We start from the raw sequence: 13,504 nt of genomic DNA, 5'->3' as shown, positions 1-13,504 counted from the left end.
AGGTCTCCAGCCTAATGTTCCGGAAACTGCCCGGGGATGAGGCGCAACGCCTGGTCTCCACCACCCCCGACACCGCCGTCGTCTTCCGCCCCGCCGTGCTGCGCACCCCGGCGATCGTCACACTCGTCATCTTCGCCTGGCGGCTGCTGGCCGGCCTGGTGAAGCTCCTTTGGCGGCACCCGGTCGCCTCGGTGATCGTCGCTGCCCCGTGCGCGCTGGCCTGCTGGCACGGCTGGCGCTGGGGCTTGACCTCGATCGCCGCAGTCGTGACCGTGCCGGGGCTGTGGTTCACCCTGCACCGGCCCTCGTTCCTGCGCCTGGCCGGTTGGCGGCTGCTGGCCTTCTGGCGCCTGGTCTGGATCTACCGGCGGCACTGGCAACCGGTAATGATCATCTCCGGATTAGGGCGGCATCTGCGCGGCCGGGACTACCTGCCCCGCCTCCTCAGCATCCGCTGCACCTCCTGGGCCGACGTGGTGACCGTCAAGATGCTCAGCGGGCAGGCGGTCAAGGACTGGGCCGACCGCCTCGACCAGCTCGCGCACGGCTTCGGCGCCCGCTCCTGCCGCGTCTCCATCGCCCGTGCGGGCCGCCTGCATCTCGTCTTCCCCCGGCGTGACCCGCTCGCCACGCCCATGCCCGCCGTCCCGATCCCGGAGACGGCATCGGTCGGGCCGGTGCGGGTTGGCACCCGTGAGGACGGTGCTCCCTGGCTGCTGACCGTCCACGGCACTCACGTCCTAGTCGCCGGGGCCACCGGGGCAGGCAAGGGCTCGGTGATCTGGTCGGCCATCCGCGGCCTCCTCCCCGCCGTCCGCGCGGGCCTGGTCGAGATCTGGGCCCTCGACCCCAAGCGGATGGAACTGTCCTTCGGCCGATCCCTGTTCGGGAAGCGCTATGCCGCGACTCCGGCCGACTGCGCCGACCTTCTCGAAGCAGCGGTGGCGGTGATGCAGGAACGCGCCGACCGCTTCGCCGGACACCAGCGCAACCACACCCCCACCGTCGATGACCCCTTCGTCCTGGTGGTCGTCGATGAGGTGGCGTTCCTGACCGCCTACCAATCCGACAAGGGCCTGAAGCTCCGCATCTCCGCCGCCCTGGCGACCCTCACCACCCAAGGGCGGGCGGTCGGTGTCGGCGTCCTGGCCGCACTCCAGGACCCGCGCAAGGAGGTCATGAACATCCGCAACCTGTTCCCCGACAAGATCGCCCTCCGCTTGGACGAGTCCGAGCAGGTGGACATGGTTCTCGGCGATGGCGCCCGCGACCGGGGCGCGCTGGCCGACCACATCTCACCCATTCCGGAGCAGGGCGCGGGCGTCGCCTATGTGCGGCTGGAAGCCTCACCCGATCCGATCCGGGTCCGCGCGGCCTACGTCTCCGACGCCGACATCCGCGCCATGGCCGAGGCGGTGGCCGCATGAGGGTCTGCTTCTACGGCACCGACGAAGAGATCACCCGCATCTGCCGGCGGCCCGTCCTGGCCATGGTCGGCCCGCGCCACGCTCAGCCGGTGGTGGCCTTCGAGCTGTTCAACGTCTCGGTGACCACCGACCCCTACGGCTCACTGTTCCGGCTGGCCGCCGACCTGACCGAGGTGCACCGCGAGGAGGTGACCGAATGAACACCACGACCGACCGGACCCTGACCCGGGCCGCGAAGCAGAAGATGCCTATCGCTCTGGACGTGGCCGTGGAGGTCGCCAAGGCCAACGGCGTGTGCATCCGGCCGATCCTCCTGCGCCGGCTGGACACCTGCACCGGGCAGAGCGAGGACGTCAACGTCCCGTGCGGGTCCACCCGGGAGGCTGTCTGCCCGCCGTGCGCCCGGCGCAACAAGCAGCTCCGCAAGGCCCAATGCCGTGAAGGCTGGCACCTGGACGCCGAACCCGTCACCGCCCCTGACCCGGCGACCGAGGATCAGCGGTGGCTGATCGAGTTCCGCGCCGACGTCCAGGCCAAGCGGGATGAGGCCGAACGCGACGGCATGTCCGAGGAGGTTGCGGACTGGGACGCCGCGATTCAGGCCATCGATGAGGAGATCCGTGCGGCGGGGATGCGGGGCACCCTGTCCGGCCGGGCGGCTTCTCGGCGGTCCCGCTCGACCCGGCGCCGCCAGGACGCCCCGGACCTGCCCCGGCGGGCCATGCGGCCCACCACGCTCGGGCGGACCTTCACCGGCCCCGAGGGGAAGGTGTTTCGGCCGTCGCTGTTCATCACCCTGACCCTGCCGTCCTACGGTCGCATCCAGGCCGGGCGCGGCGTGCCGGTCGACCCGAGCAGCTACGACTATGCGCGGGCCGCGCGGGACGCGCTGCACTTCTCCAAGCTCGTCGACCGGTTCGTGCAGAACCTCCGCCGGGTGGCCGGCTATGACGTGCAGTACTTCGCCACCGTCGAACCACAAAAGCGCCTCGCCCCACATCTGCACATGGCCATCCGCGGCACCCTCCCGAGAGCGGAAGTGAAGGCCATCGCCGCTGCGACGTACCACCAGGTGTGGTGGCCGGAAGCCGACGAAGTCCGCTTCGAGGGCGAGCACCTGCCGGTGTGGACTCCGCGGGCGGAACTGCCCAACGACGGCACCTACCCGGACGGCCAGACCGGCGACTACCTCGACCCCGACACGGGGGAGCTGCTGCCCACCTGGGATGACGCCCTCGACCGGCTCGACCAGGACGACGACGCCGAACCCCTGCACGTGATCCGCTTTGGCGACCAGATCGACGCTCAGGGTGTGCTGGCTGGGACACCGGATGCCGACCAGTGCATCCGTTACCTGTCGAAGTACCTCACCAAAAGCCTCGGCGAGAGTCTCGACGCCGACGACCCGGCACGCCGGGACCACGCCGCCCGCCTGGTCGAAGCACTCCGCTACGAACCCTGCTCCCCGGCCTGCCCGAACTGGCTCCGGTACGGCGTGCAGCCCAAGGGCGCCAAACCCGGCATGACCCCGGGCCGCTGCCGGGGCAAGGCCCACAAGCCCGAACACCTCGGCTACGCCGGACGCCGCGTGCTGGTCTCGCGCAAGTGGTCGAACAAGACCCTGGCCGAACACAAGCGCGACCGCCGCACCTGGGCCCTGGAAGCCCTCGGCCTGGCCGACGACCCCACCGCCACTGATCCGCACCGCTACGTCTGGAAGCCCGTCCCGGCCGGCGACGCCGACGCCCCTTCGCTTGCCCTGCGGCTGCTGCGCATGGTCGCCGAACGCCAACGCTGGCGAGCGACCCTGCTGGCCCTGGAAGCCAGAGCAGACGGACAACAAGTTCCGGCAGTCGAGATGCGGGAGGCGGCGTGAGCAAGAACCGTGACGAGCTGATGACCGTCCCGGAGATCCTCGACGAGCTGGGCGGCGTCTCCCGGCGCACCTTCTACCGCTGGCGCGAGATCGGCCACGCACCACAGGGGATCAAGCTCCCGAACGGCGAGATCCGCGTCTGGCGCAGCGAGTTCACCGCCTGGCTCGAATCCCTGCGGGAGGCGGCATGAGCACCTCCTATGACGTGAAGTTCTGGGAGATCCGCCGGAACGCCTCCAGCAAGACCCCGTCCTACGTGGTCCGCTGGAAGGTCGGCGGACAGGAGAGGTCCAAGACCCTGCGGACGAAGGCGCTCGCCGAGAGTTTCCTGTCGGACCTGCGGCAGGCGGCCAAGCGGGGTGAAGCCTTCGATGTGGAGACGGGCCTCCCGCTCTCCCTGCTGGCGGTCAAGAACGCGGTGACGTGGTTCAGCTTCGCCATGGCGTACGTGGACATGAAGTGGTCGCACGCGGCGGCCAAGACGCGCGACAGCCTCACCGATGCCCTGGCGACCGTGACTCCGGCGCTCGTCGACGAGGACGCCCCTGGCCGGCCTGACGCGCGTCTCCTGCGGGAGGCTCTCCGGCAGTTCGCCCTTCCTCCCGCCGCCCGGAAGCTTCCCCGCCCACAGGAGATCCGTACGGCGCTGGCCTGGCTCGAACGGCACTCGCTCCGCGTCTCAGACCTGTCCAAGGTGCGTAACGTACGGCTGGGCCTGGATGGGCTGACGCTCCGGCTCGACGGCGGGGCCGCCGCCGCTACCACGATCGCCCGCAAGCGGTCGGTCTTCTACAACGCCCTTCAGTACGCCGTGGACCTGGAGGAGCTGCCCGCCAACCCGATCGACAAGGTGAAGGCGTGGAAGCCCCCGAAGGTCCGCGAGGTCGTCGACCGGCGCGTGGTGGTCAACCCGGCTCAGGCGCGGGAGTTGCTCACGGCGGTGACCTATGTCGGTCGGCTCGACCGGGGCCGGCATCTACGTGGGTTCTTCGCCTGCCTCTACTTCGCCGGTCTACGTCCGGCCGAGGCGCTCGGGCTCCGCAGGCAGGACTGCCACCTTCCCGAGACCGGGTGGGGCCGGCTGATTCTCGCCAAGTCCAAGCCGCAGGCCAACAAGAAGTGGACCGACAGCGGCAAGGCTCATGATGATCGCGGGCTCAAGCACCGGGCCAGGGACGAGGGTCGTCCGGTGCCCATCCCGCCGGAGCTGGTGGCCATCCTGCGGGAGCACCTCGACGAGTTCGGCGCCCATGAGGACGGCCGGCTGTTCCGGACCTCGCGCGGCGGGGTGATCTCCATCGGGACCTACTGCGAGGCGTGGAAGGCGGCGCGGGCCTTCGCCCTGACTCCGGAGCAGCAGGCGTCCCCGTTGGCGGCCCGGCCGTACGATCTGCGGCACGCGGCCGTGAGTCTGTGGCTCAACGCCGGGGTGGCGGCCCCCGACGTGGCCGAACGGGCGGGACACGGGGTGGACGTGCTGCTCAAGGTCTACGCGAAATGCATCGACGGCGGCACAGAGCGGGCGAACCATCGCATTGACCGCGTGCTGGCCCTGTGAGGGACGCGCGGTGGAGGGGCTCCGGGAGACCGAGGCCCTTCTGCTTTTCCGGGCCGACCTGGGGAAACACCGTCAAGATCATTCCGCGTATATTCCGCGACCACCGGCCGAGAGCCGCTCACGGCGGCATCCGGCTGCACACCCCCGAAACGACCAACGGCGCCCGACCGAAGGAAAACCCCTGGTCAGACGCCGTTTCGCAAGGTGGGCGGAGAGCGTGGGATTCGAACCCACGAGGACCGTCGCCGGCCCTAGCGGTTTTCAAGACCGCCGCCATCGTCCACTAGGCGAGCTCTCCCGGCCGACACGCCCCGAAGAACGTGTCAGATTGCACCTTAGCCCCTCACCGTCACCGGCGCGTCCCTGACTCGGCAGTGCTCCGCCCTCGCCTCAGAGCCGGAAACCCAGAGCCGGAAACCCAGAGGCGGAAACCCAGGGCCGGAAGCCCACGGCGGGAAGCCCAGAGGCGGAGCCGCCGGGCGGGAAGCCTCCGGGCGGGAGGCCGCCGTCCGGGTCAGGGCTGTGGTGCGGCGAAGCCGTCGCCGACGGAGGCGGCCAGCCGCAGGTAGGCGTCGCGGGTGGCGGGCTGCAGCCGCTCCAGGTCGATCTCGGCTCCTTCCTCCAGGTGGGGGTCGTAGGGGACGCGGATCACGGCGCGGCAGCGGGCCGCGAAGTGGGCCTCCAGCCGGTCGAGGTCGACGGTCGACTTCGACCTGGGGCGGACGCTGCACAGCACCACGGTGGCCGAGCTGACCAGGTCCTCGTAGTGGTGGGCCTCCAGCCAGTCGAGGGTCGCCGAGGCGGCGCGGGCGCCGTCCACGGACGGGGAGCTGACCAGGACGAGCTGGTCGGCCAGGCCCAGGACTCCCGACATGGCCGAGTGGAGCAGGCCGGTGCCGCAGTCGGTGATGCAGATCGAGTAGAAGTTCTCCAGGACCTGCGCCACCGCCTGGTAGTCGGACGCGCTGAACGCCTCCGACACCGACGGGTCGCGGTCGGAGGCGAGGACCTCCAGCCGTGACGGCGCCTGCGAGGTGAATGCTCTTATATCGACGTAGCGCTTGATCTGCTGGCGCTCGTTGAGCAGGTCGCGGACGGTCGCGGAGGTCTCCAGCTCCAGCTTGTCCGAGAGGGTCCCGCGGTCGGGGTTGGCGTCGACCGCGATGACCCGGTCGCCGCGGATCTGGGCGAGGGTCGCGCCGAGGCCGACCGTGGTCGTGGTCTTCCCGACCCCACCCTTCAGGCTGAGTACGGCGACGCGGTGGTGGCCGGTGGCGACCGGGGTGCGGGCCCGGGTCATCAGCTCTCCGCGGCGGCGGACCTCGGGCGACTCCCCGGGCTTGATCAGGCCCGCGGTGGCCCGGTAGATCAGCTTGCGCCAGCCGCTGGACGGCCCGTTGCGGCGGCCCCGCAGCAGTGAGTCCGGGTCCAGGCTGTCGGCCGACGGCCTGGACGTGCCGGAGGACTGCCGGGAGGGGGCGCTGAACGCGGGCGGCGGCGCCGAGTGGCGGCGGCGCGGCTGGTACGGCTCCCGCAGCTCCTCGTCCTCGTCCTCATCCTCGTCGGGGAAGAAGGAGTTGCCCCGGTCGGTCATCCCCCGGCCGGAGGTGGGCTCCCTGTCCTTGCGGGAGGCGGCGAGTCTGTCACCGCGGTCGGCGGGCCGGTTCCGTTCGGGGGCTGAGGGCCTGTCGCGGTCCGGGGTGTCCGACGGAGTCGCCGAGGCGGCCGGGGTGAACGGCCGCTCGTGGTGTTCCGGTGAGAAGGGCGCCTCCCCGCGGGGGGCGACGTCACGGTCCCGGCGGAAGGCCGTGTCACGGCCGGAAGCCGGGTCGCGCTCGGAGACGTCCCCGGTGTGGCCGGAAACCTCGCCGGGCCGGGGAGCGGTGCCCCGGTCGTCCCGATCGTTCTGGTCGTCGTGGGACTGAGCGAGGGCCGCGTCGTCGCGGGCGGCCGGGGGCGCGTCCCAGCCCCGGGTGAAGGGCGCGGGGCCGGAGGAGCCGAAGGCGGCCGAACCGAACGGACCGGGGGCCTGCCGTTCCGGCGTGCCGGACTGCGACCGGTCGGCGCCGAAGGCGACGGGGGCCCCGAACGGGCTGGGAGCGCCGGGCTTGGACGCCTCCGAGCCCGGCTTCGAGCCGGGCTTCTCCGAACCGGACCCTTCGGAACCCGGCTTCTCCGGGCCGGACGTCTCCGAACCCGGCTTCTCGGAACCGGGGCTCCCCGCACCCGGCGTCCCGGACCCGGACGTCTCAGGTGCCCGCCGTACGGCGTCGGTGGCGGCCGGTTCCGCGTCGGGGTCCGGTTCGACGGCTTCGGAAGGGGACCGGTCGCGGTCGGCGACGCGGGACTCGAAGCTCCCGAAGGAGAACCCTTCGAGCTTCGGCGCCGATGGCTTAAGGGGTTCGAGCGGGGGCTCGGCGGAGCCGGCCGTGGCCCCGGCGGGCTTGAACGGTTCCGGCGCGGGTTCCGAGGGCCCCGACGCGGGTCCCGAGGGCCTGAAGGGCTCAAGCGGGGGCTCGGCGGGGCCGGACGGACCGGACGGACCGGTTGCGGTCGGCTCGTCGGACGACGAGTGCTCCGGCCGTTCCTCCGCCTGCCGGGACTGCTCGGGAAGCGGACGGGACGGCTCCTCCGGCCCGGTCCGGGGCGTGCGAAGACCCGGGTCGGTGAAGGACGGCCGCGCAGGGCCCGGGTCGGTGAACGACGGCCGTTCGAGAGCAGGGTCCGTGAACGACGGCCGCTCCAGTCCGGGGTCCGTGAACGACGGCCGCGCGAAGCCCGGGTCGGTGGACGACGGCCGCGCGAAGCCCGGGTCGGTGGACGACGGCCGCGCGAAGCCCGGGTCGGTGGACGACGGCCGCGCGAAGCCCGGGTCGGTGAACGATCCCCGGCCGAGGCCCGGGTCGGTGAAGGGCGCCCGGTCGTCGTCCGCGGGGAAACGGACGTCGGGCCGGGTGAAGTCACCCGTCGCGGAGCCTTCGGCGTCGTCGTGCTCCTGGCGGGGCAGCGGCCTCAGCGGGGCCAGGAAGCCGTCGTCGTTCCGGGGGAAGGACGACGGGGAGGACGGCTGAGAGGACGAGTGGGAAGACGAGGGAGAGGACGGCGAGGAGGACCCCCCGAACGGGGGCACCGCGAACGCGCCCGCCGTCGAGCCCGCGTTCATCCAGTCCGCCGCGTCGGCGTCCTCGGCCGGATGACCGCCCGTGCCCGGGGAGGTGTCCGAGGGCGCGTAGGCCGAGTCGACGGCGGCACGGAGGAGCTGCGCCGAGGTGGTCTCGGGCTCGGGCTCGGCGGCGACCAGGCCCCAGGGGTCCCTCGGGTACGGCGAGACCGCGGTGGCGTCGTCCACCGCGTTCTTTACCGGTACCGGGGGTGCCTCCTCCTGTTCCTTGATAGCGTCGAGCCAGGCGAGCTGTTCCTCGAGAGATTCCTCACGATCGTGCCTTGCCACCGTGTTCCCCCTCGGGATGGGCGTAAAAGGGCAGCAAACACATAGCAGGTTAACGCCCTGTGTTCACATCATCGCGGGCAACGGTCAAGTTGGCCCACCGGATAGCTTGGCTCACATGCACGCCATCGTGATCGATAAACCCGGCGGACCCGAGGCGCTGTCGTGGCAACAGGTGCCCGATCCGAGTCCCGGCCCAGGTGAGGTCCTCATCGACGTGGCGGCCTCGGCCGTCAACCGCGCCGACGTGATGCAGAGACAGGGACGGTACGACCCGCCGCCGGGCGCCTCGCCGTACCCGGGGCTGGAGTGTTCCGGGGTGGTCGCCGAGGCGGGCCGGGACGTCGAGGGCTTCCGGCCGGGTGACCGGGTCTGCGCCCTGCTGTCCGGCGGCGGCTACGCCGAGAAGGTCGCCGTGCCCTGGCAGCAGGTCATGCGGGTGCCCGATGGCGTGGACCTGGTGGAGGCGGCGGCGCTGCCGGAGGTCGCCTGCACGGTGTGGTCCAACGTCTTCATGACCGCGCGGCTGAGGAGGGGTGAGACGCTCCTCGTCCACGGCGGCGCCAGCGGCATCGGCACGCTGGCTGTACAGCTCGCGAAGGCGTTCGGCTCGCGCGTGGCCGTCACCGCCGGGACGGACGAGAAGATCGCCCGCTGCCTGGAGCTCGGCGCCGACGAGGGCGTCAACTACCGCGAGGAGGACTTCTCCGAGCGGATCCAGGCGGATGTGATCCTCGACATCATCGGCGGGAAGTATCTGCCCGCGAACGTCAGGGCGCTCAGGACCGGGGGACGGCTGGTCGTGATCGGCATGCAGGGCGGCTCGAAGGGCGAGCTGAACCTGGGTGCGCTCCTCGCCAAGCGGGCCTCGGTGCACGGCACCACGCTACGCGCGCGGCCGGTGGATGAGAAGGGGGCGATCGTGCGCGGCGTCGTGGAGAACGTCTGGCCGCTGGTCGACGCGGGTGTGATCTGGCCGGTGATCCACGCCCGCGTGCCGATGAGCGAGGCGGCCGAGGCCCATCGGCTCATCGAGACCGGGGAACACGTCGGGAAAATTCTGCTAGTAGGTTGAGGACTATGAACGCTGAGGAGAGCACTCCGCACATCGTGGTCGTGGGGCCCCAGGGCGCCCAGGTCGAGCAGGACGGCGAGGGCCGCTCGGTCGCCGATCTGGTGGAGCAGCCCGCCAAGGTCATGCGCATCGGCAGCATGATCCGGCAGCTCCTCGAGGAGGTCCGGGCCGCCCCTCTGGACGAGGCGAGCCGCAAGCGGCTCAAGGAGATCCACCAGAGCTCGATCAAGGAGCTGGAGGACGGCCTGGCCCCCGAGCTGGTCGAGGAGCTGGAGCGGCTGTCGCTTCCCTTCGCCGACGGTGAGGGCGCCCCGCCGAGCGACGCGGAGCTGCGCGTCGCGCACGCGCAGCTCGTCGGCTGGCTGGAGGGCCTGTTCCACGGGATCCAGACCACGCTCTTCGCCCAGCAGATGGCCGCCCGCGCCCAGCTGGAGAACATGCGCAGGGCGCTGCCCGGCGGCGTCTCCCTCCAGCAGGACAGCGGCCACCAGGGCAGCTCGGGCCCGTACCTGTAGGGCCTGCGGAGTCACCGGCCAGGGCCCTGGTCCCCGCGCGGAGCGGGCGGGGACCAGGGCCGTCGGCGTGCGAGGCCACCGGCGCTCGGCGTCCCCTTCGGCCAGGGCGCTCATGGCGGACCACCGGCGTGCGGGGCCGTCGGTGATCCCGCAGGACGTCCGGGGTCGCCGGCGCCCGCGGGACTACCGGTAGAGACCCTCCAGCACCTCGGCCACCCCGTCGTCGTCGTTGGCCGCGGTCACGTGGTCGACCGCGGCCAGCACCTCGGCGTGGGCGTTGGCGACGGCGTAGGAGGTGCCGGCCCAGTGCAGCATCGGCAGGTCGTTGGGCATGTCGCCGAAGGCGATCGAGTCGGTCCGCACGACGTCCTGGGTCTCGGCGAGGGCGGCCAGCGCGGTGGCCTTCGTCACACCCCGGGCGCTCATCTCGATCAGCGCCCGGCCGCTGGAGTGGGTGGGCGTCACGAGGTCGCCGACCAGCTCGCAGACGGCGTCGTTGAGGACGTCGGGGTCCATCCGGGGGTGCAGGGCCAGGAGCTTGGCGCAGGGCCGCTCGGTGAGGGCCGCCGCCCCGACGAGCAGCCCGGCGGTACGGCTGTCGGCGCGGTCGAGGCGGAAGGACGACTCGTGGGCGAACCCGCCTTCGTACTCGACGGAGAAGGTCAGCTCGGAGAACTCCGCGCGGAGCCTCCCGACGACCTCCTCCAGGATGTCGGGGGTGATGAGGCGCGACTGGACGACACGCTCGGTGTGCAGGTCGTAGACCAGGGCGCCGTTGGCGCAGATGGCCAGACCCCGGTGGCGTACGGCTCCGGCCACCGGGCGCATCCAGCGAGGCGGTCTGCCGGTCACGAAGACGAGTGTGGCGCCGGCTTCTTCCACGCGTGCGAAGGCGGCGACGGTGCGGTCCGAGACGGTGCCGTCCGAGCGCAGTGCGGTACCGTCGAGGTCGGTGGCGACAAGGCGGGGGCTTCCCATAACACGTCCAGTCTGCACCGTGATGCCCGGTGCCACGCCACGCGGGACTCGCCTGGGATGAACTTCCTCATGGCGGGAACACCTGTCCGCGGGATAGTGTTAGATGTGATGGCGTTGTATTAGCTGAATCCCGTTGTGAAAACCAGTTTGACTGAACCACCCCGGGGCGTGCTGTACGACACATGGGGTTCACGAGGTGTGAATCCCGAAGTTTCAAATCCTGAGGGAGAGCTTTAATGGCTCAGGGAACCGTCAAGTGGTTCAACGCTGAAAAGGGCTTCGGCTTCATCGCGCCGGACGGTGGCGCACCGGACGTCTTCGTCCACTTCTCCGAGATCCAGGGCTCCGGCTACCGGAGCCTCGAGGACGGTCAGCGGGTCGAGTTCGAGATCACGCAGGGCCAGAAGGGCCCGCAGGCCTCGCAGGTTCGCGCCGTCTGACGCATAGACCTCTGCAGAGGGGAAGGCGGGGTTCGCTTCACGCGAACCCCGCCTTCGCCGTTTCCGGACGGCTTCACGACTTTCGGACATACCCAGCCCCTCTTTTCGGGCGCCCCTTACGGCCCTTCCGGGCGCCCCTTCCGCCGCTGCGGACCGTCCCCTTCGCCCCCTTCGCCGCCGCCGATCGCATCCTTTCGCCGTTTCCGGACGTCCTCGCCCCAGCGTCCCCTGCCGATCGCATCCCTCCGCCGTTTCCGGGCGTCCTCTCCGCCGCACCCCCGAACGACTTCACGGGGAGACTTCCGCCACGGCCGGCGAATCGCCGGGCGCACAGGCCCGCACCCCCTCCTCGCCCCTGAGAGCGCCGCTGAGGGCCTCACCCGGCCCGGACGACCAAAGGGCCGACGGCCGTCCCCGAGCCCCCTGTACGCCCGTGGAGACCGTCTCTGATGAGGCGGAGCGACGGCCCCCGCGGGAGCCGTGGATCACCGCCGGTATGGGCCGCCGCCCGTGTGGCGGACATCACCGCTCGGCGGCGGATGCCGAATCGCATTCCGGCAGCCGGGAGAAGCCCTCGTGACCGCCCCCGGCCTTTGCCGTAGATATCCGGATTTTTGGCCACCTACCAGGAGGGATGAGGCCGTACGCTCGCCGTCCACTTCCCTTGACCGGGGGCATGACGACGAGGGCCCCGCCGGGATCGGCGGGGCCCTCGGCCCGGGAGGACATGGAAGGGTGTGGAAAGACCGGAAAGAAGGCCGGAAGGCCTATATGTGTTACTTGACGGGTTCGAGGACGTCGAGGCCGACGTAGGGGCGCAGGGCCTCCGGGACCACGACGGAGCCGTCGGCCCGCTGGTGGTTCTCCAGGATGGCGACGATCCACCGGGTGGTGGCCAGGGTGCCGTTGAGCGTCGCCACGTGCTGGGGCCTGCCGCCCGCGTCGCGGTAGCGGACACCCAGGCGGCGGGCCTGGAAGTCGGTGCAGTTGGACGTCGAGGTCAGCTCGCGGTAGCGGCCCTGGCTGGGCACCCACGCCTCGCAGTCGAACTTCCGCGCCGCGCTCGTGCCGAGGTCGCCGGCCGCGGTGTCGATGATCCGGTAGGGCAGTTCGACCTTGGCGAGCATCTCCCGCTCCCAGTCGAGCAGCCGCCGGTGCTCGGCCTGCGCGTCCTCGGGACGGCAGTAGGAGAACATCTCGATCTTGTCGAACTGGTGGACCCGGATGATGCCCCGGGTGTCCTTGCCGTACGAGCCCGCCTCGCGGCGGAAGCAGGAGGACCAGCCCGCGTAGCGGTACGGCAGCGCCGCGCCGTCGAGGATCTCGTCGGCGTGGTAGGCCGCCATCGGGACCTCGCTGGTGCCGACCAGGAACAGGTCCTCCTCCGGCAGGTGGTAGACCTCGCTGGCGTGCGCGCCGAGGAAGCCGGTGCCCTTCATCGACTCCGGCTTGACCAGCACCGGCGGGATCATCGGGATGAACCCGGCCTCGATCGCGTGCTGCATGGCCATGTTGAGCAGGCCGAGCTGGAGCCGGGCGCCGGCGCCCTTCAGGAAGAAGAACCGCGCGCCGGAGACCTTCGCGCCGCGCTCCATGTCGATCGCGCCGAGCAGCTCACCGAGCTCCAGGTGGTCGCGCGGCTCGAAGTCGAAGGACGGCTTCTCGCCGACCTCCTCCAGCACGACGTAGTCGTCCTCGCCGCCCTCCGGGGCGCCCTCCTCGACGAGGTTGGGCACGGTGTGGAGCAGCTCTTCGAGCTCCCCGGCCAGCTTCTCGGCCTCGGCCTCGGCGGACTTGACCTGTGCCGAGAGGTCCTTGGCCCGGTCGAGCAGGGCGGTCTTCTCCTCACCGGAGGCGCGGGAGACCGACTTGCCGATGCTCTTCTGCTCGGCGCGCAGCGCCTCGAAGCGGCTCAGCGCGCCGCGCCGCCGCTCGTCGAGGTCGAGCAGCTTTTCGACGACGGAGTCGTCCTCACCGCGGGCACGCTGCGACGCCCGTAGCCGGTCGGGATCCTCACGAAGGGTACGCAGGTCAATCACAGGACAAGGCTACCGATGCGGGGCACGCACCCGCTCACCTATTACCCGGGTTCCTCCGGCGCGGCCGGTCCCACCGGAGCGGAGGGGCGGACCGGCAGGAGGATCAGGCCGGCCCGAGAGCCGGACCCGCCGGAAGGGCGCTGGAAGG

At 71.2% G+C, this 13,504-nt stretch carries 11 protein-coding genes and 1 tRNA gene; 8 read left to right on the top strand and 4 right to left on the bottom strand.

Annotation, left to right across the window (positions count from 1 at the left end):
• The first annotated feature begins 14 nt into the window (after positions 1-14).
• The 5 genes from IEZ10_RS31650 to IEZ10_RS31630 are packed head-to-tail and all read left to right on the top strand — an operon-like array spanning position 15 to position 4,861.
• Positions 15-1,427 carry an FtsK/SpoIIIE domain-containing protein gene (locus IEZ10_RS31650; RefSeq protein ID WP_189250176.1) on the top strand — a complete coding sequence of 471 codons (1,413 nt, stop codon included), beginning with the start codon at positions 15-17 and terminating at the stop codon, positions 1,425-1,427.
• The gene (locus tag IEZ10_RS31645) at positions 1,424-1,627 is read left to right on the top strand and encodes a hypothetical protein (RefSeq protein WP_189250175.1); all 204 of its coding nucleotides are present in this window, start codon (positions 1,424-1,426) and stop codon (positions 1,625-1,627) included. The genes IEZ10_RS31650 and IEZ10_RS31645 overlap by 4 nt, the downstream gene beginning before the upstream one ends.
• Positions 1,624-3,303, top strand: a complete 1,680-nt coding sequence (locus IEZ10_RS31640; RefSeq protein ID WP_189250174.1) for a replication initiator — start codon at positions 1,624-1,626, stop codon at positions 3,301-3,303. The genes IEZ10_RS31645 and IEZ10_RS31640 overlap by 4 nt, the downstream gene beginning before the upstream one ends.
• Positions 3,300-3,494, top strand: coding sequence for a helix-turn-helix transcriptional regulator (locus IEZ10_RS31635; RefSeq protein WP_189250173.1), 195 nt, complete (start codon positions 3,300-3,302; stop codon positions 3,492-3,494). The genes IEZ10_RS31640 and IEZ10_RS31635 overlap by 4 nt, the downstream gene beginning before the upstream one ends.
• Positions 3,491-4,861 carry a tyrosine-type recombinase/integrase gene (locus tag IEZ10_RS31630; protein WP_189250172.1) on the top strand — a complete coding sequence of 457 codons (1,371 nt, stop codon included), beginning with the start codon at positions 3,491-3,493 and terminating at the stop codon, positions 4,859-4,861. The genes IEZ10_RS31635 and IEZ10_RS31630 overlap by 4 nt, the downstream gene beginning before the upstream one ends.
• A gap of 209 nt (positions 4,862-5,070) precedes the next feature.
• Here the strand turns inward: IEZ10_RS31630 and IEZ10_RS31625 are convergent.
• A tRNA-Ser gene (locus IEZ10_RS31625) sits at positions 5,071-5,159 on the bottom strand.
• Positions 5,160-5,375: 216 nt separating this feature from the next.
• Complete coding sequence (locus IEZ10_RS39430) at positions 5,376-8,312, bottom strand: MinD/ParA family ATP-binding protein (protein WP_229811846.1); 2,937 nt, start codon at positions 8,310-8,312, stop codon at positions 5,376-5,378.
• A gap of 115 nt (positions 8,313-8,427) precedes the next feature.
• Here IEZ10_RS39430 and IEZ10_RS31615 point away from each other — a divergent pair, with 115 nt between their 5' ends.
• A complete protein-coding gene (locus IEZ10_RS31615; protein ID WP_189250171.1) occupies positions 8,428-9,384 on the top strand; it encodes an NAD(P)H-quinone oxidoreductase in 957 nt (318 codons plus the stop codon).
• A gap of 5 nt (positions 9,385-9,389) precedes the next feature.
• Positions 9,390-9,899 (top strand): bacterial proteasome activator family protein, encoded by a 510-nt coding sequence (locus tag IEZ10_RS31610; protein WP_179821285.1) that lies wholly within the window; start codon positions 9,390-9,392, stop codon positions 9,897-9,899.
• A gap of 183 nt (positions 9,900-10,082) precedes the next feature.
• On the opposite strand, the gene IEZ10_RS31605 is transcribed toward IEZ10_RS31610, so the two are convergent.
• Entirely contained in the window at positions 10,083-10,877 is a 795-nt protein-coding gene (locus IEZ10_RS31605; protein WP_189250170.1) for an HAD family hydrolase, read from the bottom strand.
• 236 nt (positions 10,878-11,113) lie between these two features.
• Between IEZ10_RS31605 and IEZ10_RS31600 the strand changes: the two genes are divergently transcribed.
• Positions 11,114-11,317 (top strand): cold-shock protein, encoded by a 204-nt coding sequence (locus IEZ10_RS31600; RefSeq protein WP_179821289.1) that lies wholly within the window; start codon positions 11,114-11,116, stop codon positions 11,315-11,317.
• A 776-nt stretch (positions 11,318-12,093) separates the two neighbouring features.
• Here the strand turns inward: IEZ10_RS31600 and serS are convergent.
• Positions 12,094-13,356 (bottom strand): serine--tRNA ligase, encoded by a 1,263-nt coding sequence (gene serS, locus IEZ10_RS31595; protein WP_189250169.1) that lies wholly within the window; start codon positions 13,354-13,356, stop codon positions 12,094-12,096.
• Positions 13,357-13,504: the final 148 nt, after the last annotated feature.

The sequence above is a fragment of the Streptosporangium pseudovulgare genome (genome assembly GCF_014648055.1).
GTDB classification, from domain to species: Bacteria; Actinomycetota; Actinomycetes; order Streptosporangiales; family Streptosporangiaceae; genus Streptosporangium; species Streptosporangium pseudovulgare.
Note: the sequence above shows the minus strand (reverse complement) of the source record. Positions and strands in the feature narration are given on the sequence as shown.

What these genes read in the sequence shown, in the direction of transcription:
- IEZ10_RS31650 (WP_189250176.1), top strand. Translation starts at nt 15, where the DNA reads ATGTTCCGGAAACTGCCCGGGGATGAGGCGCAACGCCTGGTCTCCACC.
- IEZ10_RS31645 (WP_189250175.1), top strand. Translation starts at nt 1,424, where the DNA reads ATGAGGGTCTGCTTCTACGGCACCGACGAAGAGATCACCCGCATCTGC.
- IEZ10_RS31640 (WP_189250174.1), top strand. Translation starts at nt 1,624, where the DNA reads ATGAACACCACGACCGACCGGACCCTGACCCGGGCCGCGAAGCAGAAG.
- IEZ10_RS31630 (WP_189250172.1), top strand. Translation starts at nt 3,491, where the DNA reads ATGAGCACCTCCTATGACGTGAAGTTCTGGGAGATCCGCCGGAACGCC.
- IEZ10_RS31615 (WP_189250171.1), top strand. Translation starts at nt 8,428, where the DNA reads ATGCACGCCATCGTGATCGATAAACCCGGCGGACCCGAGGCGCTGTCG.
- IEZ10_RS31610 (WP_179821285.1), top strand. Translation starts at nt 9,390, where the DNA reads ATGAACGCTGAGGAGAGCACTCCGCACATCGTGGTCGTGGGGCCCCAG.
- IEZ10_RS31605 (WP_189250170.1), bottom strand. Translation starts at nt 10,877, where the DNA reads ATGGGAAGCCCCCGCCTTGTCGCCACCGACCTCGACGGTACCGCACTG.
- IEZ10_RS31600 (WP_179821289.1), top strand. Translation starts at nt 11,114, where the DNA reads ATGGCTCAGGGAACCGTCAAGTGGTTCAACGCTGAAAAGGGCTTCGGC.